This is a genomic window from Streptomyces sp. MGP-BFMKR1 (genome assembly GCF_057766585.1).
In genome coordinates this window covers 304,702-326,663 of sequence record NZ_CM173408.1, presented here as the reverse complement: position 1 = coordinate 326,663, position 21,962 = coordinate 304,702, and the positions used below count along the sequence as shown (strand labels likewise).

Genomic DNA, 21,962 nt, shown 5'->3' with positions numbered 1-21,962 from the left:
CATGAGGCGTCGGGCGTGGCCATCGCCGAACATTTGCGGAGCCGGTACGGTCACGGAGCGTACTCAACCGATGAACTGTGCGTCGCTCGGGGTCTCCCGCCGGCCTGCCGCGCTAACTTGCGGACATGGACGATGCCGCCCCCTCCGCGCCCTCCGTCCCCGCCCCGTCGCCGGGACCCATCGACCAGGACTGGCTGCCGCGACGGCCCTGGCCCCCGTGGCTGAGGATGTACCCCACCCGCCCGGGCGAGCCGCACCCGGCCGACCTCCCCGAGCGGCTCGGTGCCTACCTCACCGACCTCGTGCTCTTCGGCCTGCTGACGTGCCTCACGGCGCTGCCGAGCCTGCTGTTGGACGGGCCCGTCGCCCCCGTCGCCGCCCTGACCGCGGCCGGGCTGCTGTTCTGCTACTCGCCGCTCACCACCGCCCGCTGGGGCGGCTCCCCGGGAAAGCTGCTGTTCGGACTGCGCGTCGCGCACGCGCAGGACGGCGGCGCCCTGCCCTACCGGATCGCCCTCGGCCGGCACCTGACCCACCTCGGCATGATCGCGCTGTGCGGCGTCGACCAGCTCTGGTCCCTGCGGGACGAGCCGCTCCAGCAGTGCCTGCACGACCAGGCCGCCGGCACCGTCGTCGTCCGCCTGGAGGCGCCGGAGCCGTGGGTGCCGGGCGGCCTGTGACCCGGCACCGCGCCGCGCGCCCTCGGAACTGGTAGGCCCGCGGCAGCGCGCGTGGAGCCCCGGCCGCCTCGTGGCGACCGGGGCTCCACGCGTGTCCACCCGTTCCTCGGGGCGCGCCGAGCGGGCGGCGCCGACCGGGGCCGCGGTGCCGTCAGGCGCCGGCCAGCTCGTCGCGCACCTCGCGGAAGGCGGCCACCGCGCGACGTACGTCATCGGTGGAGTGCGCCGCCGAGAGCTGGACGCGGATGCGGGCCTTGCCCTTGGGCACGACCGGGTAGGAGAAGGCGATCACGTAGATGCCCCGCTCCAGCAGCGCGGCGGCCATCTTCGCGGCCAGCGCCGCGTCGCCGATCATCACCGGGGTGATGGCGTGCTCGCCGGGCAGCACGTCGAAGCCGGCCGCCGTCATCTCCGAACGGAACAGCGCGGTGTTCGCGCGCAACTGCTCGCGCAGGTCGCCCGACGCCGCCAGCAGGTCGAGCACCTTCAACGAGGCGCCGACGATGGAGGGGGCGAGGGAGTTGGAGAACAGGTACGGGCGCGAGCGCTGGCGCAGCAGCTCGACGATCTCCGCGCGGGCGGCCACGTAACCGCCGCTGGCGCCGCCGAGCGCCTTGCCGAGCGTGCCGGTGACGATGTCCACCCGGTCCCGCACGCCGTACAGCTCCGGCGTGCCGCCGCCGTTCTCGCCGACGAAGCCGACGGCGTGCGAGTCGTCCACCATGACCATGGCGCCGTACCGCTCGGCCAGGTCGCAGATCTCGTCCAGCGGGGCGATGTAGCCGTCCATGGAGAACACGCCGTCGGTGACCACCAGCGTGCGGCGCGCCCCGGCGGCCTCCTTCAGACAGCGCTCCAGGTCGGCGAGGTCGCGGTTGCGGTAGCGGTAGCGGGCGGCCTTGGACAGCCGGATGCCGTCGATGATGCTGGCGTGGTTGAGCTCGTCGGAGATGACCGCGTCACCGTCGGCGAGCAGCGTCTCGAAGACGCCGCCGTTGGCGTCGAAGCACGAGCTGTAGAGGATCGTGTCCTCGGTGCCGAGGAACTCCGAGATCCGCCGCTCCAGCTCCTTGTGCGGCGTCTGGGTGCCACAGATGAAGCGCACGGAGGCCATGCCGAAGCCCCAGTCGTCCAGGGCCTGCTTGGCCGCGGCGATCACCTCGGGGTGGTCGGCGAGGTCGAGGTAGTTGTTGGAGCAGAAGTTGACGACCGCGGCGTCGCCAACGCGGACGCTCGCGGACTGCGGGCTGGCGATCACGCGCTCGGACTTGTACAGGCCGGCGTCGCGGATCTCCTCCAACTCGGCACGCAGATCCTGGCGCACGCTGTCGAACACGGGGGCTCCTTCGGGACGGGTCGGTGGTTCGCGGTCGCGCTCGGGCCGGCTCTCCCGCGGCGCGGGCGGCCCGGACGCGTGGGTCAGGCGAGGGTGGGGCGGGTCCAGTCGATGATGACCTTGCCGCACGCGCCGGAGCGCGCGGTGGCGAACGCGTCCGCGTGCTGCTCGAAGCCGAACCGGTGGGTGATCACCGGCGAGATGTCCAGGCCGTTCTGGAGCAGCACCGACATGGCGTACCACGTCTCGTACATCTCCCGACCGTAGATGCCGCGCAGCGTCAGCATGCGGGTGACCACCGTGGCCATGTCCACGGGGACCTCCTCGGCGGGCAGGCCGAGCACCGCGATCCGGCCGCCGGGGCTCATGGTGGCGATCATGTCGCGCAGCGCGTCCGCGCGGCCCGACATCTCCAAACCGACGTCGAAGCCCTCGCTCATGTCGAGGTCGGGCATCACGCTGGCGATGGAACGGTCGCTGACGTCGAGGCTGACGCTGGCGCCCATCTTGCGGGCGAGGTCGAGCCGGTACGGGCTGACGTCGGTGATCACCACGTTCCGGGCGCCCGCGTGGTGGGCGACGGCCGCGGCCATCATGCCGATCGGGCCCGCGCCCGTGACGAGTACGTCCTCGCCGAGCACCGGGAAGGACAGCGCCGTGTGCACGGCGTTGCCGAACGGGTCGAAGATCGCCGCCACGTCGAGGTCCACGTCGTGCCGGTGCACCCACACGTTGGACGCGGGCAACACCACGTACTCGGCGAACGCGCCGTCGGTGTGCACGCCGAGGCCGATCGTACGGATGCACAGGTGGCGCCGGCCGGCCATGCAGTTGCGGCACTTGCCGCACACGAGGTGGCCCTCGCCGCTGACGGTGTCGCCCGGCGCGATGTCCCTGACGCCGGCGCCGACCTCCACGACCTCGCCCACGAACTCGTGCCCGATGATCAGCGGCGCGCACACCGAGCGGGCCGCCCAGTCGTCCCAGGCCGCGATGTGCAGGTCGGTGCCGCAGATCCCGGTGCGCAGCACCCGGATGAGCACCTGGCCGTCCCCGGCGCGCGGGGTCGGCACCTCGGTCAGTTCGATGCCGGGCCCGGCGGCGGTCTTCACCAATGCCTTCATGGGCGCCCACTGTGCTGCCCGCACGCTGTGAAGTCCATCGGCATTTTCCCAGGTCGCCTGTGAAGGTGAGCTTCACAGGCGTGCCATACTGCCCCGGTGATCGACCCCAGAAGACTGCGCGTCCTGCGCGCCCTCGCGGACCACGGCACCGTCACCGCCGCCGCGCAGGCGCTCTACCTCTCACCCTCCGCGGTCTCCCAGCAACTGGCCGCCCTGGAGGGCGAGGTGGGCCACGCGCTGTTGGAGCGGCGGGGGCGGGCCGTGCGGCTCACGGCGACCGGCACGGTGCTGGCCGGCCACGCCACCAAGATCGCCGCGCAGCTCGAACGCGCCGAGGCCGACGTGGCCGCCTGCGCCGCGGGCGTGACCGGGGAGGTCACCGTGGCCGCGTTCGCCACCGCGATCACCGAGGTGGTCGCCCCTACCCTGGTCGCGCTCCGGGAACTGGCCCCCGGCGTGCGGGTGCGGGTCAAGGACGCGGAGGGCCGGGAGTGCCACCGGCTGCTGATCGCGGGGGAAGCCGATGTGGCGGTGGCCGTGGAGGACCGCGAGACGCTGGGGCGCTGGGACGACCGCATGTTGCGCGAGCCGCTGTACGCCGAGCCGTTCGACGTCGTGCTGCCCCCCGACCACCCGCGGGCCGGGGCGGCTGACGTGGACCTGGCCGCCCTGGCGGGCGACCCGTGGATCACGCCGTGGCCCGGGAACCCGGTCCACGACGCCGTGGTCCTCGCCTGCCAGGAGGCCCGCTTCCAGCCCCGGGTGGCGTCCCTGTCCGACGACTTCCGGGCCGTGTGCGCGCTGGTCGCCGTCGGCGCGGGCGTCGCGCTCGTGCCCCGCTCCGCGCTGCCGGGGGCGGTCGCCGAAGGCGTCGTGGTACGTCCCGTACGCGGCCGGGGCCCCATCCGCAAGGTGTTCACGGCGGTACGCGCGGGCACCGAGCACCACCCGCTGCTGCGCCAGGCGCTGGCCGGCCTGCGGGAGACCGTGGCGGCGCTGCCCGTGTGAGCCGGCGCTGATCCCCCGGCGCGTGGCGTGGCGGGGCCCGCGCCCGTGGGGACGCCGAGCGCGTGCCGAGTCGGGGCGCGTGCTCGGCCCTGGGACGGGCCAGCCGCCGGGGCCGCCCTGGGGCGGCCCCGGCGGCTGGCCCGTTCCGGTGCGGTCAGCTCTGGGGGAGGAGGGAGCCGAGCGGGCCCAGGTCGAGGTTGAGGTCGGCCATGGTCAGCCCGTAGCGCTCGCACAGTTCGGCCATCCGCTCCTCCAGCGCCAGCAGCGTGCGGCCCACCTGCTCCTCCTGCTCCGGGCTGAGGTCGCCCTGGTCGGCGCGGTGCAGGGCGGTGCGCTCCATGAGCTGGCGCACCAACTCCACGATGGTGAGCACCAGGCGGATCAGGTCCCGTTCCACGGTCTGCGGATCGGTGGCCAGCCGCCGCGCGCCCGCCGTGCTCCCGGGCGCCTCGGGGGAGACGGGGGAGGCGAACGGCGCGGTGGCCGGGTCGGGCTCGGCGGCCGGGTCGGGCGCGGCCGTGGGGTGGCCGGGCCGCTCGGGTGGGCGCTGTGTGGTGGGGCGTGGCTGGGGCACGGTGTGACTCCCTTCTCGACCGCGCGCACGCCGGGGCGCGTCACGGCGCGCGGCGGCGTACGTCGCGGCTCTCGCGGGCGGCGCGTGGGCTCGGTGGGTCGGCGCGTCACCAGGGGGCCGGGCTCTGTTCGGTGATCGAGCGGATGACGGCCCGCAGGTTCACGTGCACCAGGTCCACGTCCGCCACGGAGATCACCAGATCGCCGGTGATGACGGCGCCCCCGGTCAGCAGCCGGTCCAGCAGGTCGATCAGCGCCACCTGCCGCCCGGCCAGGGCGTCGTCGCCGTCGGGCACGGTGCCGCCGGTGGGCGCGGTAACGCCAGGGGGCGCGGCGAGCCCGGTCGCGGGGGCCTCAGCGCTCATGGCCGGACCCCTCGCCGGCGGGCTCGGCCCCGGGTGGCGCGGCGAAGGAGTACGGGGCCCACGGGCCCGTCAGCTCCACCCGCACGCCGGCGGCGCCGGCCGCGGCGTGGCGCACCGCGGCCTGGAAGGCGTCGACGTGTTCGGCGGCCACCAGGTACGCGTCGTTGACCAGGTTCTCGCCGTTGGTGCTCGCCAACTCGCCGTGCTGCGGGCGGTGCGCGACCCGGTCGACCGCCCACTCGGCGGCCCCCGCCCGCACCCGCGCCACCACCTCGCGCGCCGTGCGGTCGGCGGCGCGTTGCGCCTCCCGCGCGGCCCGACGGCGCTGGAGGTAGGCGCGCCCCGGCGTGTCGGTGGTGTCGTCGGCGGCCGGCGGCGTCGGCGCGCCGGCGCCCGGTTCGGCGTACACCTTGACGCCCCACTCCGCGTGCCCCGCCAGCCGGTCGAGCGACTCGCGCAGCGCGGCGCCGTGCTCGCGCAGCATCTGGGCGACCCGCGAGGCGTCCTGGTAGATAGTGCCGAGCCGCAGCGGCAACACGGTCGTCGCCGCGCTGGCCGCGGCCACCACCTCGTGGTGTGACCTGGCGATCGTGGTCAGCCGCTCCAGGTCCTCCAACTGGGCACGCAGCCCGGCCGTGTCGAACGCGTCCGGCGCCACCGCGCACACCAGCGCACCGAGCCCGTCGGCACACACGGTCCGCACGCCGGCCCCGTCCAGCCCCGACACGCCGGCCACCGCGTCGGTGAGCTCCGGGGTGTCGCGGCCGATGGCGTACGCGTAGCACGGGCCGGTCTCGGGGTCCACGCCCGCGCCGCTGGCCGCCGGCAGGCGAGCGGGTGGAACGGGCGCCTGGGGGGTGGCCTGGTCACTCACGGGTTGCTCCCTTCGCCGGGTTCGTCGCGGTCGCCGTGGCCGTCGCGCGGGGACACCGGGCCGGGGGCGGCCGGCGCGCCGGCGCGCAACTGGGCCAGCTCGGCCCGCAACCGCGCGTTCTCCTCGACCAGTTCACGGCCCGTCGCCTCGTCGGCCGCGCCCGGTGCCCCGTCCGTGGACGCCACGGGCACGGCGGGCGCGGGGGACGCGTCGCGTACGGAGGGCGTCGCGGGCGGCGGGGCGGGGCGCTGGGCCAGCGAGGACAGCGAGGGGTCGCGTTCCCACCAGTCGATGCCCATCTCCTTCGCCTTGTCGACCGACGCGACGACGAGCCTGAGCTTGATCGTCAGCAGTTCGATGTCGAGCAGGTTGATCTGGATGTCGCCGGCGATGACCACGCCCTTGTCCAGGACGCGTTCCAGGATGTCGGCCAGGTTGGCGGACGACTCCGCGCCGCGGGGCGACAGGCCACTGGCGAGCCCCGGCCGGCTGGCGAGCGGATCGGACATGGCGGACACCTCCTTGGTTCGGCCTCGGTTCGGCTGGGGTCCGACCGTGGGTTGATCTCGGATCGGCCCCGGGCCGGGGGCCTCGGGACGACTCCGGCTGGTGGTGCGCGCCGGCGGTGCGCGGGCGCGGCCCGGGGCGCGGCGGCGCGTTACCGCTCCGCGGGCCCGAGCTGGCGTTGGCGGTACTCGTACTGCTCCAACAGGTCGAGCAGCTCGTCCTCCCGGCGGTCGAACTCCTCCTCGTCGATGTGGCCCGCCTCCCGCTCAGCCACCAGCGCGGCGAGCCGCTCACGCACCGGCTGCGGGTCGTACGCCTGCCGCTCGGCGGCGGTCACCACCTGGTCGATCACCCAGGCCGTGCCGCGCACGGGGGCGAAGGGCAGCGTCAGCAGCCCGGTCACCAGTCCCACGGTTCCTCCTCGACTGGGCTTCCTCGGACCCGTCCCGGCCGGCGCCCGCGCCGGCGGGTTCCTCACACGAAGCTGTACGGGGGCAGCGGCCCGTGCAGGCTGACCACGTACCCGGCGCCCTGGCGCTCGACCTCCTCGTCCACGGCCCGCGCGAACGCCGCCGCCTCGTCCCGCTTGACCAGGAACGACACGTTGAGGAAGTGGCTCGCGGTGGCCGAGCCCACGCGGTGGCCGAGCCCGACGGGCGCCAGGTGGGTCACCACGCTCTCGGCCACCGCGTCCTGGCGCGTGCGCACCTCGCGCGCGATGAGTTCGCCCAGCCGAAGCCGCTCGGTGTGGGCGTCCGGCCGCTCCCGGGTGACCTCGTTCAGCTCGCGGATCTCCGCCGAGTCGGCGACGATCTCGCGGAGCATGTCGGCCTCGTCCCGCGAGACCTTCACGTGGTACTCGACGCACCCGTCGATCTCCTTGAGCCGCTTGCCGTACTCGTCCCGCCGCTCGTCAAGCGCCGCGAGCACCTGGCCGTCGTCCGGCCCCACCAGCCCGAACCGCATGGGCAGCGCGGTGCCCTCGTCCAGCAGGCGGCTCAGCACGCTCTGATGGGCCATCAGGTCGCGCCGCTTGGCCCGCAGGTCGTCGGGGGCGTCGCTGACGACCGCGCCCAACGCGTCGGTCTTGAGCACGCGCAGCTCTCCGGCGGGTTCACCGACCCCGTGCAACCCTTCGAGGCGCAGCGGGTGGTCGGCGGGCGTGATGGCGTACACGTACGTCGACATGGGTCACTCCTCCCGGGCCGCGGAGCGACGGCTGGTCGTCTTCTTGCCGTCGGCGTCGGCGGTCTCCGGCTCGTCGTCACCCTTGCGCCCGCGTCCGAGGGTCTGGCCGACGGCCTCGACCGCGCCGGACAGGGCGCCCTTGGTCTTGCCCTTGGCACCGCTCTCGGTGGTCTCGCCGACGATGTCGGTGAGCTGGGTGGGGGCCTTGCGACCGGACTCCAGGTCCAGCCGGTTGCACGCCTCGGCGAACCGCAGGTAGGTGTCCACGCTGGCGACCACCACGCGCACGTCCACCTTGAGGATCTCGATGCCGACGAGCGACACCCGGACGAACGCGTCGATGACCAGACCGCGGTCCAGGATCAGCTCCAGCACGTCGTACAGCGTCCCCGAGTTGCCGCCCTGGCTCGGCGCGGTCGTGGGGGATTGCGCCATGACGGACATGGCGCCTCCTCTCTTCCTTCGTTGGTCGTTTCTCGCTTCTCGGTCTGTGGGACTTGTCGGTTATGAGGGCATGACTGATGGCCGGTGGGCCCGCCCGTGGGCGGGCAGGGCGGAGCGACGCGCTGGCGGGGGCGCCGCGTGTACGCCGGGTGCGCTGGTAGTGCGCACCGGGCGGGTGCGGGTCGGCCGGTGCCGCCGCGTCGTGCCGCGTGATGGGTCGCGCGCGGGGCGCTAGCGGTCGAGTTGTCCGCGGGCGTAGCGGCGGGTGCGCTCGTAGCCGAGGAGGCGACCGCCCTGGTCCAGGTCCACGCGGTAGGAGGCCAGGATGCTGGTGGTGTCGGGCACCCGGGCCACCTCGACCACCTCGACGTCGGCCGTCCAGCCGGCGTCCGTGGCCCGGAGCGCGGAGACCGCGCTCGGCTCGCTGCCCACCAGCTCGCCCAGTTGCCGGGCGGCGCTGCGCATCGCCTCGGGCGCGCTGAGACGGGTCTCCTGGTCGTCACCCCGCTGGTCGTGGTCCTGGTCGTCGGTCGCTCTCGCCATGTCCACTCCGTCCCCTTCCGCGCCGACGGGTCCGCCGACAGCCGCGTCTCTCGCTGCCGTGACCGGGTGCCCCGGCGCTGCCAACGTATGCACCGGGCTTGCGCGTTGTCGGCCGCCGAACCGGTCGGTCAGGGCCCCGCGTGCGCCCCGGGACCGCCGAGCGGGAGTTCGCGCGACCCCGTCGGCAGCCACACCCGTACGGAGTGCGGCGTGACGTGGGCCCTGGCCGTCGCGCGCAGCGCGGCCGGGTCGAGCCCGCCGCGCGCCAACCCGACGAGCGACACCAGCACGTGGCTGCCGCCCGGGTGCGCGCCCAGCCAGAGCGTGGGCGTCGCGGAGTGCGGGCCGTACGCGTTGGAGTGGGCCCCGCGCACCAGTTCCCCGGCGTCCTCGTCCCAGTGGAGCACGGCGACGAGGGCGCTGGTCAGCCCGTCGGCGGTGCGGGCCAGCGCCCAGCCGGGTCCCGTCTCGCCCGTCGGCGGCAGGTCGTCGGCGACCGCGTAACCACCCTCGCGCACCACCGTGCCGGCCGGCGCGTCGATCCGGTGCGCCCGGATCTCCCACGGCCCGTGCGGCGCGCTGACCGTCTCCACCCGCGCGCCGCGCGGCCCCGCGCCCGCCAGCGGAACGGCGTGCCAGGAGGCGGCCACGCCCGCCGCGCAGCGCACCGGGTGGACGCGCGACCGCCGCGACGGCGCGCCCGGCTCCGGTACGCCGCCCCGGCCCGCGTCCGCTCTCGGGGCGCCGCCCCGGTGCGCGGCCGGCGCGAAGAGGGCCACATGCTGGTCCACCCGGTCGTCCGCCGTGTGCCCGGCCGTCTCGGGCGCGGTGGCCGTGGCGTAACCGAACTTGGCGTAGTGCGGGTCGTCCCGCGACCCGGCGGCCTCGTCCGCCGCGCTCGCTCCGGCGGCGTCGGGTGACGCGTCCGCCGGGGCGGGCGGCTGGTGGTCGCTGCCGTGGTTGAGCAGGCGCACGATGCCGTCGCGCCGGGTGCCGTGCAGCAGCCAGCCCGGCGCGGGCAGAGCCGTGCGGAAGTCGGACTCCTCCACCGGCAGCGGGCGTTCGGTCCGCGTCCACGCCGGGTGCTCACGGGGCAGCAGCAGCCCGAGGAACGCCTTGCTGGCCCAGTACGGCGACGCGGGCCCGGAGTACGCCTGGGTGGCCGGCGGATACGTGCCGTACCAGCCGAGCGGCAGCAGCCCCCGGGCGTCGGGCGCTCCGCGCAGCGTGAAGTGCCGGACCGCGCCGGAGGCCAGACGGCGGGTGCCGCCGGGCGCGAGCGGCGTGCAGGCCATCAGCTCGCCGAGCCAGGCGGGGGCCGCCGCGGCGTACCGGTAGGTCAGCGAGCGCCCCTGGTGAACGGGGGCGCCGTCGGCGCCGAAGAAGCGCGGGTGGTCGGCCAGGAACCGGCGCAGCCGCGCCCGGTAGACCGCGCCCCGGCCGCCGTCGCGGCCCGGGCCCGCCATGCGCGACCACAGCAGCGGGTACAGGTGCAGGGCCCAGGCGTTGTAGTAGTCGAAGTTGCGCCCGTCACCGTCGCGGTACCAGCCGTCGCCCACGTACCAGTCCTCGACGCGGCCCAGCCCCTCGTCGATGGCGCGCTGCCGGTACGGGGCGCCGACCGAGGCCAGGAACTCCTCGGCCACCACCGGGAAGAGTCGCCAGTTGTTGTCCCAGGTGTGCCGGCCGGCGAAGCCGGAGAGCCAGGCCACCACCCGTTCCCGCACCCCGTCCGCGAGCAGGTCCCACAGCCAACGCCGGCTCTCCCACAGGCCGATGGCGATCGACGCCGCCTCCACCATCGGCTGCGAACGGTCCGCGAGCGGCGGCCACGCCTCGCCGCTCGCCGGGTCGGTGCCGGCGGCGAGCCCCGCCGCGTACCGCTCGATCAGCGCGGGGTCCACCGCGCCGCGCGCGCCCGCGATGCGGAAGGACGCCAGCAGGAACGAGCGCGCGAACCCTTCGAGACCGTCCGACGCAACCCCGGACGAGCTGGCGCGGCCCGGCAGTTGGTACCGGGCCCAGCCGGGCGTCGCGTACGGCACGAGCGCGTCCAGCAGGTGGTCGGCCAGGGCCTCCCAGTGCGCCCGGGTCCAGCCGGTGTACGGGGACCGGACGCGGTCGGCGGGCGGCAGCGACAGCGGGGGCACGGTCACGTCGGCTAACGCCCGCCGGCGCTGGCGGCCCCCGCGGGCGTCCCCGGCGAGGCTGGTGCGGTGGGCGCCGCGCGGGGTCCGGGGACGGCGGGGCCGAAGCGCTGGCGGTACGCGGCGGGGCTCAGCCCCGTGGCGCGGCGGAGCTGGGCGCGCAGGTTGGCGCCGGTGCCCAGGCCGCTGAGCTGGGCCACGCGGTCCAGGCTGGGCTCCCCGCGCTCGATCAACCGGCAGGCCAGGGCGGTGCGTTCGGCGGTGAGCCAGCTCAGCGGCGTGGTCCCGAGCTGCGCGCGGAACCAGCGGTGCAGCGTCGCCTGGCTGACGGCCGCGCGGGTGGCCAGGTCCACGATGGTCAGCGGCTGGTCGAGTCGCTCCCGCGCCCAGTCGAGCACCGGCGCGAGCCCGGTGTCCGGCGTCGCCGGCACCGGGACCCGTACGAACTGCCGCTGGCCGCCGTCGCGGTGGGCGGCGAACACCAGCCGCCGGCTGACCGCGTTGGCCACGTCGGCGCCGTGGTCCCGCCGGATCAGGTGCAGCCCGAGGTCGAGGGCCGCCGCGCTGCCGGCCGCCGTCAGCACGTCGCCGTCGTCCACGTAGAGCACGTCGGGCTGCCAGCGCACCGCCGGGTAGCGCAGGGCGAACGCGTCGGCCCAACGCCAGTGGGTGGCGGCCGGGCGCCCGTCGAGCACGCCGGCCGCGGCCAGCGTGGCGGCCCCGGTGCACAGGCTCACCAGCCGCGCCCCGCGCGCCGCCGCCCGCCGGACGGCGTCGAGCACGGCGGCGCTGGGCGGGACGTCAGGGTCGGGCCGGTTCGGCACCACCACGGTGTCCGCCGCGTCGGCCGCGCTCAGGTCGGCGACGCCCGACAGGGTGAAGAACCCGGCGTGCATCCGCACGGAGGGGGTGGCCGCGCACAGCGCGAACGCGTACCACGGCATGTCGAGTTCGGGCCGGCGCAGCCCGAACAGCTCGGTCATCACGCCCAGTTCGAAAGGGTTCGAGCCCTCGTCCACGACGACCACCACCCGGTGCGGCCGGTCCTCACCCCGCGGCCGGGGCCCGTCATCGCGCAGGCTGGCGTCCGACGGTCGATGCTCGTGTCCATGATCTTGCCCGTGCGAGAATCCTTGCGGCATACGCGATTTTTAGCACTCCCGTGGCGCGGTGTCATGGACGCAGGATGGCCGGGTGAACGACGACACCCACCTCCCCGACCAGCCCGAGCACGCCCCCGAGGCCGCCCCGGGCGCCCCGCCCCGTACGGCGGACGACCTCGCCGAACCGCTGGCGCTCCGGTCCGCGCTGGCCACCTTCGACGCGCTGTGGAGTCCGCGCATCGTCGCCCACGTCAACGACTACGACGTGCGGGTGGCCAAGATGAAGGGCGACTACATCTGGCACCTGCACACCGACACCGACGAGTTCTTCCTGGTCATCGACGGTGAGCTGGACCTCGGCCTGCGCGACGGCGCGCCGGACGCCCCCGGCGGTCCGCGCGGCGAACGCGTGGTCACGCTCACCGCGGGGTCGGTGTTCGTGGTGCCGCGCGGCGTCGAGCACCGGCCCTCGTCGGCCGCCGGCGCGTCCGTCCTCCTCTTCGAGCCCACCGGCACGCTGACCGTCGGCGACCGGCACGAGTCGGTGCCCGACCACGTGGACGTCACGACGGGGCACGCCCTGAGCTGACGGGTACGCCGCCCGCTGGCGCGGGCGGGGGCCGGCCGCCCGGCCGACCGGCGCGGCGCGCGACCGTCAGGGCGCGGCGGCTGGCGGGTCGTCCGCGGTGACACAGGCCGGGCGCCGGGGACGGTCGCCCATCACCTGGTCGCACAGGTCGGAGCAGGTGCGGTTGATCAGGCGCGAGACGTGCATCTGCGATATGCCGAGCTGCTCGGCGATGCGGCTTTGCGTCATGTCGCAGAAGAACCGCAGGTACAGAATGCGCCGCTCCCGCTCCGGCAGCTTGCTGAGCACGGGCCGGACCGCCTCCCGGTCGATGACCTGGTCGAAGCCCGGCTCCTGGTCGGCGAGCGTGTCGACCAGCGAGTAGCCGTCCTCCGTACCCGACAACTCGGCGTCCAGCGACAGCGCCGCGTAGCAGTCCAGCGCCTGCATGCCGAGCCGTACGTCGGCCTGGCTGAGTCCGGTGTGTTCGGCGATCTCCGGCACGCCCGGAATCCGGTCTTCCAGGGTGGGGGAGAGGTCCCGGCACGCTGCGCGCACCTGGTTGCGCAGCTCCTGGACCCGGCGCGGCACGTGCAGCTCCCACATGTGGTCGCGGAAGTGCCGCTTGACCTCGCCGACGACGGTCGGCACGGCGAAGCTCTCGAACGCGATCCCGCGCGTCGGGTCGTACCGGAGGACCGCCTTCACCAGGCCGAGGGCGGCCACCTGGCGCAGGTCCTCCAGGGCCTCGCCGCGGTTGCGGAACTGCCGGGCGAGCCGGTCGGCCATGGGAATCCAGGCCACGATGATGCGCGCCCGCAGGGCGTCCTTCTCGGGCCCGTCCTCCAGGACGGAGAGCCTGCGGAAGTCGGCGGCGGTGTCGGGCGCGTCATCGTGCGGATGTTTGGCGGAGCGTGTGGCGTGTACTCGTGCGGTCGTCATGGAAAACAGCTCCCGGAACGGCGGACGATTCTCCACCGGGGCGCACACGTCGGCCCGACACAGTGCGGGAAGCAGACGTGACCGCCCCCGTGGTGCGTGCCTTCGGTCCGAAGCACGGTGCTCACTCGCCCGCCGGACCCCGGAAACGCGCCCCGGGAGGCACGTACTTCCGTGAATCTGGACCAAGCGGGCATCTCCCACCGTAGCTACTTCCCTGCCCGCACGCATCAGACGGGTCGGGTGGTGGTAGTGGTACGGCCCGACCCGGGCCGCGCTTCTGGCCGAGCGGGCCCTGCTCGGGCCCCGGGCGAGCGCGCGGCGCGGGGCGGCCCGAGGGCGTGTCAGGGTGCGCCGGGGACGCGTCGGGGGCGCGTCAGAGGGCGCCGGGGTCGCGTCGGGGTGCGCCGGAGGCGCCCCGCAACACGCCGCTGACCCGCGTCAGGACACGCCGCGGGGGCGGAACTGCACGCTGATGCGCGGGCCCGTCGCCCGGGTCGACTTCGGGATGGCGTGGTCCCAGGTGCGTTGGCAACTCCCGCCCATGACGATCAGGTCGCCGTGCCCGAGCGGCCAGCGCAGCGTCGGGCCGCCGCCGGCGCGCGGGCGCAGCAGCAGCGGTCGCGGCTGGCCGACGGAGACGATCGCCACCATGGTGTCCTCGGTCGCGCCCCGCCCGAACCGGTCGCCGTGCCAGGCCACGCTGTCCCGCCCGTCCCGGTAGAAGCACAGCCCCGCGCTGACGAAGGGCTCGCCCAGCTCGGCCGCGTAGTGCGCGCTGAGCCGGGCGCGGGCCTCGTCGAGCGCGGGGTGCGGCAGGGGCTCGCCGGCCCGGTAGGTGGCCAGCAGGCGCGGTACGTCGACGGTGCGCTCGTACATCCGCCGCCGCTCCGCGTGCCAGGGCACGGTGCGCGCCAGGTGGGTGAAGAGCGCGTCGGCGCCGGTCAGCCAGCCGGGCAGCACGTCGACCCACGCGCCGTGCGCCAGCGGGGTGCGCCGGACCGCCGTCAGCGGACGCGGCGTGATCTCCTCCGTCGCGTCGAAGAGTGAGCCCTGTAGGGAAACCGCCATGCGTCCCAGCATACGCCCGAAATAGAACAGGCGATCGAACAGGGAGGGGGTGCGGAGAAGCGGGCAGCCGGCAAAATGCCGATTTCTCGGGGAATGCACCGGTCGCCCTGCCCCCGCATCGATGTCAGCATGTGGCTATGGGTCGTTCCCGGTTCCCGTCGGCCTCCACCGCCACCGGTCGACGCCCACCCCGCCGTGACGGCCCCCGCGCGCGCTCGCTGCTGAGCGCGCGCAGCATCGCCGGCCAGATCTTCCTGCTCCAGTTGCTCATCGTCCTGCTGATCGTGGCCGCCGGCATGGCGGCCCTCGTGCTTCAGGCCCGGCGCGACGACGAGGGCGAGGCGCGGCACCGCGCGCTGGCCGTCGCCGAGGCGTTCGCCGAGGCGCCCGGCGTCGCCGAGGCCCTGGGCGCGAGCGACCCCACGGCGGCCCTCCAGCCGCGCGCCGAGGCGGCCAGGGCGGGCGCGGACGTCGACTTCGTCGTCGTCATGCGCACCGACGGCACGCGCTACACCCACCCGGAGCCGGACCGCATCGGCCGAAAGTTCGTCGGCGACATCGGCCCCGCCCGCCGCGGCGAGTCCAGCACCGAGACCGTCGACGGCACCATCGGCGAGGTGGTCCAGGCGGTGGTGCCCGTCACCGACCGCGAGGGCGAGGTGGTGGGCCTCGTCTCCGCGGGCCTGCGCACCAGCCGGGTGAGCGAGTCGCTCTACGCCGAACTGCCCATCCTGCTCGGCGGCGGCGCGGCGGGCCTGGCCCTGGCGCTCGGCGGCAGCGCGCTCGCGGGCCGGCGGCTGCGCCGCCAGACGCGCGGCCTCGACCCCGCGAAGCTCGCCCGGATGTACGAGCACCACGACGCGGTGCTGCACGCGGTCCGCGAGGGAGTGCTCATCGTCAGCGGTGAGGGACGGCTGCTGCTCGCCAACGACGAGGCGCGCCGCCTGCTCGCGCTCCCCGCCGACGCGGAGGGCCGGCCCGTGACCGAGCTGGGCCTCGACGCCCCGCTCGCCGACGTACTGGCCACGGGCCGCGCCACCACCGACGAGGTGATCCGCGCCGGCGACCGGCTGCTGGCCGTGAACAACCGGCCCACCGACCGGCACGGCGGGCCGCCCGGCACCGTGGCCACCCTGCGCGACACCACCGAACTGCACACCCTCACGGGCCGCGCCGAGGCCGCGCGCACCCGCCTTCGGCTGCTGTACGACGCGGGCGTGGAGGTCGGCACCACCCTGGACGTGCGGCGCACGGCCGAGGAACTCGCCGAGGTCACGGCCGGCAGGCTCGCCGACTTCACCACCGTCGACGTGGTCGACGCGGTGGTGCTCGGCGAGGAGCCGCCGACGGCCGGCGCCTCCCAGATGCGCCGCGTCGCCGTGGCCGGCGTACGCGACGACCACCCGCTCTACCCCGTCGAGGAGATCATCGACTTCGTCCCCTCCACGCCCCAGGCGCGCTGCATCGAGGACCGGTGCGCTGTGCTGGTGCCCCGGCTGAGCGAGGCGCCCGGCTGGCGGGCCCAGGACCCGCGGCGGGCCGCGGGCATCATCGACTACGGGGTGCACTCGCTGATCACCGTCCCGCTGCGGGCGCGCGGCGGGGTGCTCGGGGTCGCCAACTTCTGGCGCGCGACCGGGTCGCCGCCCTTCGACGAGGACGACCTGGCCCTCGCCGAGGAACTCGTCGCGCACGCGGCCGTCTGCCTGGACAACGCCCGCCGCTACACCCGCGAGCACGCCATGGCCGTCACCCTCCAGCAGAGCCTGCTGCCGCGCGGGGTGCCCGACCAGCGCGCCCTCGACGTGGCCTACCGCTACCTGCTGGCCCGCTCCGGGGTCGGCGGGGACTGGTTCGACGTGATCCCGCTGCCCGGGGCGCGGGTCGCGCTGGTGGTGGGCGACGTCGTCGGGCACGGGCTGCACGCCGCGGCCACCATGGGCAGGCTCCGTACCGCGGTGCACAACTTCTCCTCGCTGGACCTGCCCCCGGACGAGCTGCTCAGCCACCTGGACGAGCTGGTGAGCAGCATCGACCAGGACGAGACCACCGCCACCGGCGCCGCCACCGTCACCGGCGCGACCTGCCTGTACGCGATCTACGACCCGGTCGAATGCCGCTGCGTCCTGGCCCGCGCCGGCCACCCGCCACCGGTCGTGGTGCACCCGGACGGCGCGGTGCACGTGCCCGACGTGCCGGCCGGGCTGCCGCTCGGCGTCACCGGCCTGCCGTTCGAGACCGCCGAGTTCGAGGTCCCCGAAGGCAGCCGCGTCGTGCTGTACACCAACGGGCTCATCGACCACGGCGGCCGAGACCTCGACGCCGGGCTCGACCAGCTCACCGACGTGCTCCGCGGCCCCGACCGCACGCCCGAGGAGACCTGCCAGCGGGTCCTCGACGCGCTGCTCGGCGACCACCCGGACGACGACGTGGCCCTCATCGTCGCCCGCACCCGCTCCGTGCCACGGGAGCGGATCGCCACCTGGGAGGTGCCGTCCGACCCTGCGGCGGTGGCCGACGTGCGCGCCAAGGTCAGCCGTCAGCTCGCCGCGTGGGACGTGGGCGAGGAGGCGTTCACCACCGAGCTGATCCTCAGTGAGCTGATCACCAACGCCATCCGCTACACCGCGGGACCGATCCGGGTCCGGCTCATCCGCGACGCCGGCCTGATCTGCGAGGTCGCCGACTCCAGCAGCACCGCCCCGCACCTGCGGTACGCCGCCACCACCGACGAGGGCGGGCGCGGCCTGTTCCTGGTCGCCCAGTTCGCCGAGCGCTGGGGCACCCGCTACACGCCCACCGGCAAGGTCATCTGGACCGAGCAGGCCCTGCCGCGACCACCGGACCACGCGCGCGACTAACCCCGCACGGCTAACCCGCGCGACACAGCCCCTCGCGAGCGCCCCCGCGACCGTCGCCCCGCACGGCACCGCCGGTACCGCCGATGCCCGCTCTGCCGGCCCCGTGCGTCGCCGCAGCCCTCAGTCCGCCCGCGACCGCGCCCGCTCCAGATAGCCGTGCACGAGCGCGTCGGCCCGCCGGAAGAAGTCGCCCAGCAGGGCCAGTTCGGCGGGGGAGTAGCCGGCGTACAGGGCGGCGAGGCGCGCGTTGAGCGGCTCGTACGCCGCGTACACGCGGGTCCGGGCGGCCGGTTCGGCCACGATGCGCACCCGCCGGCGATCCTCGGGGTCGGCCTGGCGCGCGACGAACCCCGCGCGTTCGAGCCGGTTGAGGATGCCCGTCACGGCGCCGCTCGTCACCTGGGCCCGCTCGGCGAGGTCACCGGCGGTCAGCGGGTCGGTCCCCGCCTCCAGGACGTACGTGAAGCAGGCCAGGTCGGCGGGGTTGAGCCCGAGCCGGCGCGCGATCTCCTGGTGGGCGAGGTGGCTCAGGCCGACGAAGTGGTCCATGGCCCGCCGCGCCTCCCGCGCGGTCGCAGCGGGGTACCTGTCTTCCAACCGCCAGCTCCTTAGCGTCCACACGTCGGTTCGCGGGGCGAAGCGCTTCCGTCGCCGACCCTACCGGCGCCGCGCGGCCCGGCCCGGAGGAGAAACGCGGGAGGACGCACGCTCGGTGCGCGAGGGGCGCCCGCGCCCGGTGGCTCAGGCGTCCTGCGGGTACCAGCGCAGCTCCACGGTGTTGCCGTCCGGGTCGGCCACGTACAGCGACTGGGCCACCCCGCGGGCGCCGAACCGCTCGCCCGGGCCGTCGAGGACCGTGAACCGGCCCGAGTCGACGACCTGCTGCCAGTCCAGCGGCTCGACGGTCAGGCAGATGTGGTCCACGTTGCTGCCGTGCGGGGCGTCCGCGGCACGCCGTACGAGGTCGATGATGGTCGTCGGGCTCACCCGGACCGAGGGGAAGGGCGCCTCGCCCGCGCGCCACTCGTCGACGCGCACCGGTTCGAGGCCGAGTGGCCCGCAGTAGAACGCGAGCGAGCGCTCGATGTCGGCGACGGTCAGGACGAGGTGGTCAAAGGCGATCACGCGCATGGCTGCTCCGGGCGGTTCGGTCGAGGGGGTGGGGCGGGGTCGCTGGGCGGGCGCCGGCGCGCGGGCGACCACGGGCCGCCGCGCGCCGGCGCACCACTCCCGCACCTCCGTACGGGATCACGACCGCTCCATCATGCCGTGCCCCGCCCCGGGCTGATCACGCGTCCCCGCTCGTCCGGCCGCGGGTTCGCACGTGCGACGCGGGATGGGGTGGCACGTCGCTCGTCGGCGGACGACGCGGCAGGTTCATGCGCTCACGGGCCCTCATTTTGGTCTAGACCTTGACAGGTTCAGGGCGATTCGATTTGGTTCCCTCACCCCCAGGTGCCACCGGACCCCCGTTGGCCGTGCGAAGGAGTAAGCCCCTTGAGACAGCGCCTGTTCGCCCTGCTCGCCGCGTTGGCCTCGGCCGTCGCGTTCGCTCTCTTCCTGCCAGGACCGACCGCTTCCGCCGCGACGACCTGCGCCGCGGGTTGGAACGCGTCCGCCGTCTACACCGGCGGCAACTCCGTCTCCTACAACGGCCACAACTGGTCGGCCAAGTGGTGGACCCAGAACGAGAAGCCCGGCTCGTCGGACGTCTGGGCTGACAAGGGTGCCTGTGGCGACAGCGGTGAGCCGCCGACCCAGGAGGGCTTCGTGGTCAGTGAGGCCCAGTTCCACCAGATGTTCCCGAACCGGAACTCCTTCTACACCTACCGTGGCCTGACCGACGCGCTGAGCGCCTACCCGGCGTTCGCGAACACCGGCAGCGAGACCGTCAAGCGCCGCGAGGCCGCCGCCTTCCTCGCCAACGTCAGCCACGAGACGGGCGGCCTGGTCCACATCGTCGAGCAGAACCAGGCGAACTACCCGCACTACTGCGACCGCAACCAGCCCTACGGCTGCCCCGCCGGTCAGGCCGCGTACTACGGCCGCGGCCCCATCCAGCTCAGCTGGAACTTCAACTACAAGGCGGCCGGTGACGCGCTCGGCATCGACCTGCTGCGCAACCCGTGGCTGGTGGAGCGGGACCCGGCCGTGGCGTGGAAGACCGCCCTGTGGTACTGGAACACCCAGTCCGGCCCCGGCACCATGACCCCGCACAACGCCATGGTCAACGGCGCGGGCTTCGGCGAGACGATCCGGGCCATCAACGGCACCCTGGAGTGCAACGGCGGCAACCCGAACCAGGTACAGAGCCGCATCAACAACTACCAGCGCTTCGTGCAGGTCCTGGGCACCACGCCCGGTGACAAGCTGAGCTGCTGACACTCCTCAAGCAGGGCCCCGGCCGACGCGTCACACCCGCGCCGGCCGGGGCCCGTGCCGTTCGGCTGGCCACCCGTCGGGGCCGGCTACGGCCGCCCGTCGGCGAGCCCGGTGACGCGCAGCGTGATGTTGAGCCGCCCGCCGCTCAGACCGGTGGCCGGGTCGGCCGTGCCCGGCCGGACCCTGGGCACGCCGTGATAGGCGAAGCGCGAGGGCCCGCCGAAGACGAACAGGTCCCCCGAGCACAGCTCCACATCGGTGTACGGCCGGGTACGGGTCTCGGTGTTGCCGAACCGGAAGACGCAGGCGTCGCCGATGCTGAGCGAGACGACGGGCGCGCTGGAACGCTCGTCCTTGTCCTGGTGCATGCCCATCCTGGCCGCCGCGTCGTAGAAGTTGATCAGCGCCGTGTCCGGGGTGTAGTCGGCCGCGGCCGACGGGTCCTCGTACGCGTCGGCCACCGCGCGCCGCCCCCACTCCACCAGCCACGCCGGTAGCGCCGCCACCCGCTGGCCGTTGACGTCGTCGGCGGTGCGCGTGTACGCGTACGGTCGCCAGTGCCACCCCAGACAGACCGTCTGAACTGACATGCTTCCGCCCCTCGGCAGTCGGGTGTGCCGCATCGGCACGGGGCCCACCGCCCACCGCCGGCAGGCGTCCACCAGCGCGCGCTGCTCGGCCACCGAGAGCCAGTCGGGCACGTGCACGGCTCCGGGCGCGAGGGTGGCGCGGGGCCGGGGGAGCAGGGCGTTCATGGCCGGACCTTCCTCACGGGTGGGACGGGAGCGGGTGGAAGGTGATCCAACCCCGACGGACCTCCCAGTGTCCGCCGTCGGCCGAGGCGCCGCGCAGCCCCTCCAGGGTCTCGGCCCCGGCCAGCGCGACGGTCTCGGGAGTGCCGAGCGAGGCGAGGGCGAAGGTGCGCCCGGCCGACCACGACGTGCTCTGCCGCAGCCGGCGCGCCATCCGCGCCCACCCGGCCGGCGCGCCGCACACCACCCAGGCGTCCGGTGCGCCGGCCGCGAGCCGGCGCGCCTGGCGCAGCCAGGAGGCAGCCTCCTCGGGCCAGTCGACGACGTCGAGCACGGTGCGCGCGGCGACGTCGGCCACCCGGTGCGGCCCGGCCTCCCGCAGGTGGCGGGCGCGCTCGGCGCGGTCGTCGCCGCACCACGCGGCGGCGACGGCCCGGGCCGCGGCGCGCGATGCCGCGTCCCGCCCGTGGCCGATGCTCAGGGACCGCACGGGCCGTCGTCCCGCCGCCAGCAGGTCCATCAGGGCCGAGACCTCCGCCGCCGTGTGCGGGGCGGGCCCGGTCACGCCCGTCACCCCGGCCGCGCCGCCTTCCTCCCGGGCCTTCCAGCGCGCGTAGCGCTCGGGCAGGCAGACGGCGCACGGCCGGTAGCCGGCCGCGCGCGCCGTCGCCGCGTCGGCGAAGAACACCCGCTGCGCGCGGTAGCCACCGCGGGCGAGCGCGCGCAGCGCGCTGGGGCAGTCGAGCCGCCCGTACAGCCTGCCGCCGCGATGCCCGCCGAACGCGCCCGGTACGGCACTCGGGTAGGGCCGCCCGTTCCCGTCCAGCAGTGTGAAGCGCTCCCGCTCCGACTCCGCGCGCGCCGGCCCCGCGCGTCCCGCGCGCCGCGCCCCGTCGGCGTGCGCCGGGGGAGCGGCGGCGCCGTCGCGGCCCGCGCCGCCGGGCTCAGTCACGGCGCGCCGGGAGCGCGCCCTCGTGCACCAGCAGCGCCTCCTTGCGGTCCAGCCCGCCCGCGTAGCCGGTCAGCGCGCCGCTGGCGCCGATGACCCGGTGGCACGGGCGCAGGATGAGCAGCGGATTGGCGCCGATGGCGGTGCCGACCGAGCGCACCGCGGAGCGCGGGGCGCCGATCCGCTCGGCGATCGCGCCGTAGGTCGTGGTGGTGCCGTGCGGAATGTCCTCCAGGGCTGCCCAGACCCGCCGCCGGAAGTCCGAGCCGCCGGCCGTGTACGTGAGGTCGAAGTCCGTCCGCTCGCCCGCGAAGTACGCCCTGACCTGCCGCGTCGCCTCGGCCAACGGCCGCGGGTCGGCCCGCCACCCGGGCTCGACCGGCGGCGCGTTGCGCTGCCCCGGCACGGACAGCGAGGTGACGGTGACGCCGCCGACGCCCCGCGGGTCCTCCTCGCCTGTCATCAGCAGCTCCCCCAGGGGGCTGTCGATGGTGGTGTAGACCGTCATCGGCCCGTCCTTCCCTCGTCCTGCGTGCGGTACGAGTACC

The 21,962-nt window shown here is 75.1% G+C and carries 24 protein-coding genes; 5 read left to right on the top strand and 19 right to left on the bottom strand.

The genetic code is table 11. The annotated features are described in order from the left end of the window. The first annotated feature begins 125 nt into the window (after window positions 1-125). Window positions 126-680 (top strand): RDD family protein, encoded by a 555-nt coding sequence (locus AC3CHW_RS01070; RefSeq protein WP_488469214.1) that lies wholly within the window; start codon window positions 126-128, stop codon window positions 678-680. Window positions 681-831: 151 nt separating this feature from the next. On the opposite strand, the gene AC3CHW_RS01065 is transcribed toward AC3CHW_RS01070, so the two are convergent. Together AC3CHW_RS01065 and tdh are read right to left on the bottom strand one after the other, a co-directional pair. Then, window positions 832-2,016, bottom strand: a complete 1,185-nt coding sequence (locus tag AC3CHW_RS01065; RefSeq protein WP_187065165.1) for a glycine C-acetyltransferase — start codon at window positions 2,014-2,016, stop codon at window positions 832-834. 83 nt (window positions 2,017-2,099) lie between these two features. Further along, entirely contained in the window at window positions 2,100-3,140 is a 1,041-nt protein-coding gene (tdh, locus tag AC3CHW_RS01060; RefSeq protein WP_488469213.1) for an L-threonine 3-dehydrogenase, read from the bottom strand. Window positions 3,141-3,236: 96 nt separating this feature from the next. Here tdh and AC3CHW_RS01055 point away from each other — a divergent pair, with 96 nt between their 5' ends. After that, window positions 3,237-4,148: a LysR family transcriptional regulator gene (locus AC3CHW_RS01055; RefSeq protein ID WP_359322295.1), complete on the top strand. Its 912-nt coding sequence runs from the start codon at window positions 3,237-3,239 to the stop codon at window positions 4,146-4,148. 154 nt (window positions 4,149-4,302) lie between these two features. Here AC3CHW_RS01055 and AC3CHW_RS01050 read toward each other — a convergent pair whose 3' ends face one another. The 10 genes from AC3CHW_RS01050 to AC3CHW_RS01005 all read right to left on the bottom strand — a co-directional run bounded on the left by AC3CHW_RS01050 (window position 4,303) and on the right by AC3CHW_RS01005 (window position 11,931). Beyond that, window positions 4,303-4,722, bottom strand: a complete 420-nt coding sequence (locus AC3CHW_RS01050) for a gas vesicle protein K (protein ID WP_187065162.1) — start codon at window positions 4,720-4,722, stop codon at window positions 4,303-4,305. Window positions 4,723-4,828: 106 nt separating this feature from the next. Continuing rightward, the gene (locus AC3CHW_RS01045; protein ID WP_488469212.1) at window positions 4,829-5,086 is read right to left on the bottom strand and encodes a gas vesicle protein; all 258 of its coding nucleotides are present in this window, start codon (window positions 5,084-5,086) and stop codon (window positions 4,829-4,831) included. Further along, window positions 5,076-5,960 (bottom strand): GvpL/GvpF family gas vesicle protein, encoded by an 885-nt coding sequence (locus AC3CHW_RS01040; RefSeq protein WP_488469211.1) that lies wholly within the window; start codon window positions 5,958-5,960, stop codon window positions 5,076-5,078. The genes AC3CHW_RS01045 and AC3CHW_RS01040 overlap by 11 nt, the downstream gene beginning before the upstream one ends. Continuing rightward, complete coding sequence (locus tag AC3CHW_RS01035; RefSeq protein WP_488469210.1) at window positions 5,957-6,469, bottom strand: gas vesicle protein; 513 nt, start codon at window positions 6,467-6,469, stop codon at window positions 5,957-5,959. The genes AC3CHW_RS01040 and AC3CHW_RS01035 overlap by 4 nt, the downstream gene beginning before the upstream one ends. 149 nt (window positions 6,470-6,618) lie before the next feature. Next, complete coding sequence (locus AC3CHW_RS01030) at window positions 6,619-6,879, bottom strand: gas vesicle protein GvpG (RefSeq protein ID WP_398611756.1); 261 nt, start codon at window positions 6,877-6,879, stop codon at window positions 6,619-6,621. A gap of 62 nt (window positions 6,880-6,941) precedes the next feature. Then, the gene (locus AC3CHW_RS01025; RefSeq protein ID WP_459246115.1) at window positions 6,942-7,655 is read right to left on the bottom strand and encodes a GvpL/GvpF family gas vesicle protein; all 714 of its coding nucleotides are present in this window, start codon (window positions 7,653-7,655) and stop codon (window positions 6,942-6,944) included. A 3-nt stretch (window positions 7,656-7,658) separates the two neighbouring features. Then, window positions 7,659-8,099, bottom strand: coding sequence for a gas vesicle protein GvpJ (gene gvpJ / locus AC3CHW_RS01020; RefSeq protein ID WP_398611758.1), 441 nt, complete (start codon window positions 8,097-8,099; stop codon window positions 7,659-7,661). A gap of 231 nt (window positions 8,100-8,330) precedes the next feature. Further along, the gene (locus tag AC3CHW_RS01015; RefSeq protein ID WP_488469209.1) at window positions 8,331-8,642 is read right to left on the bottom strand and encodes a gas vesicle protein GvpO; all 312 of its coding nucleotides are present in this window, start codon (window positions 8,640-8,642) and stop codon (window positions 8,331-8,333) included. Window positions 8,643-8,770: 128 nt separating this feature from the next. Continuing rightward, window positions 8,771-10,798, bottom strand: coding sequence for a DUF2264 domain-containing protein (locus AC3CHW_RS01010; RefSeq protein WP_488469208.1), 2,028 nt, complete (start codon window positions 10,796-10,798; stop codon window positions 8,771-8,773). A 5-nt stretch (window positions 10,799-10,803) separates the two neighbouring features. Continuing rightward, window positions 10,804-11,931 (bottom strand): helix-turn-helix domain-containing protein, encoded by a 1,128-nt coding sequence (locus AC3CHW_RS01005; protein WP_488469207.1) that lies wholly within the window; start codon window positions 11,929-11,931, stop codon window positions 10,804-10,806. Between the two features lie 148 nt (window positions 11,932-12,079). Between AC3CHW_RS01005 and AC3CHW_RS01000 the strand changes: the two genes are divergently transcribed. Next, window positions 12,080-12,481, top strand: a complete 402-nt coding sequence (locus AC3CHW_RS01000; RefSeq protein WP_222624062.1) for a cupin domain-containing protein — start codon at window positions 12,080-12,082, stop codon at window positions 12,479-12,481. Between the two features lie 66 nt (window positions 12,482-12,547). On the opposite strand, the gene AC3CHW_RS00995 is transcribed toward AC3CHW_RS01000, so the two are convergent. Next, the gene (locus AC3CHW_RS00995; protein WP_187065152.1) at window positions 12,548-13,402 is read right to left on the bottom strand and encodes a SigB/SigF/SigG family RNA polymerase sigma factor; all 855 of its coding nucleotides are present in this window, start codon (window positions 13,400-13,402) and stop codon (window positions 12,548-12,550) included. 438 nt (window positions 13,403-13,840) lie between these two features. Beyond that, on the bottom strand, window positions 13,841-14,470 hold the full coding sequence (locus AC3CHW_RS00990) for an alpha-ketoglutarate-dependent dioxygenase AlkB (protein ID WP_488469206.1): 630 nt from the start codon (window positions 14,468-14,470) through the stop codon (window positions 13,841-13,843). A 137-nt stretch (window positions 14,471-14,607) separates the two neighbouring features. Between AC3CHW_RS00990 and AC3CHW_RS00985 the strand changes: the two genes are divergently transcribed. After that, window positions 14,608-17,331 (top strand): SpoIIE family protein phosphatase, encoded by a 2,724-nt coding sequence (locus AC3CHW_RS00985; RefSeq protein WP_488469205.1) that lies wholly within the window; start codon window positions 14,608-14,610, stop codon window positions 17,329-17,331. Between the two features lie 120 nt (window positions 17,332-17,451). Here the strand turns inward: AC3CHW_RS00985 and AC3CHW_RS00980 are convergent, their stop codons facing one another. Further along, the gene (locus tag AC3CHW_RS00980) at window positions 17,452-17,880 is read right to left on the bottom strand and encodes a MarR family transcriptional regulator (RefSeq protein ID WP_488470930.1); all 429 of its coding nucleotides are present in this window, start codon (window positions 17,878-17,880) and stop codon (window positions 17,452-17,454) included. A gap of 192 nt (window positions 17,881-18,072) precedes the next feature. Next, entirely contained in the window at window positions 18,073-18,462 is a 390-nt protein-coding gene (locus AC3CHW_RS00975) for a VOC family protein (RefSeq protein WP_176166628.1), read from the bottom strand. A 366-nt stretch (window positions 18,463-18,828) separates the two neighbouring features. Here AC3CHW_RS00975 and AC3CHW_RS00970 point away from each other — a divergent pair, with 366 nt between their 5' ends. Then, window positions 18,829-19,713, top strand: coding sequence for a glycoside hydrolase family 19 protein (locus tag AC3CHW_RS00970; protein ID WP_488469204.1), 885 nt, complete (start codon window positions 18,829-18,831; stop codon window positions 19,711-19,713). Window positions 19,714-19,799: 86 nt separating this feature from the next. On the opposite strand, the gene AC3CHW_RS00965 is transcribed toward AC3CHW_RS00970, so the two are convergent. Genes AC3CHW_RS00965 through AC3CHW_RS00955 form a run of 3 tightly spaced genes read right to left on the bottom strand, consistent with a single transcriptional unit; the run spans window position 19,800 to window position 21,922 of the window. Beyond that, window positions 19,800-20,468 (bottom strand): alpha-ketoglutarate-dependent dioxygenase AlkB family protein, encoded by a 669-nt coding sequence (locus tag AC3CHW_RS00965; RefSeq protein ID WP_488469203.1) that lies wholly within the window; start codon window positions 20,466-20,468, stop codon window positions 19,800-19,802. A 13-nt stretch (window positions 20,469-20,481) separates the two neighbouring features. Beyond that, the gene (locus AC3CHW_RS00960) at window positions 20,482-21,417 is read right to left on the bottom strand and encodes an Ada metal-binding domain-containing protein (protein ID WP_488469202.1); all 936 of its coding nucleotides are present in this window, start codon (window positions 21,415-21,417) and stop codon (window positions 20,482-20,484) included. Continuing rightward, window positions 21,410-21,922, bottom strand: coding sequence for a methylated-DNA--[protein]-cysteine S-methyltransferase (locus AC3CHW_RS00955; protein ID WP_488469201.1), 513 nt, complete (start codon window positions 21,920-21,922; stop codon window positions 21,410-21,412). Before AC3CHW_RS00955 ends, AC3CHW_RS00960 begins: the two co-directional genes overlap by 8 nt. Window positions 21,923-21,962: the final 40 nt, after the last annotated feature.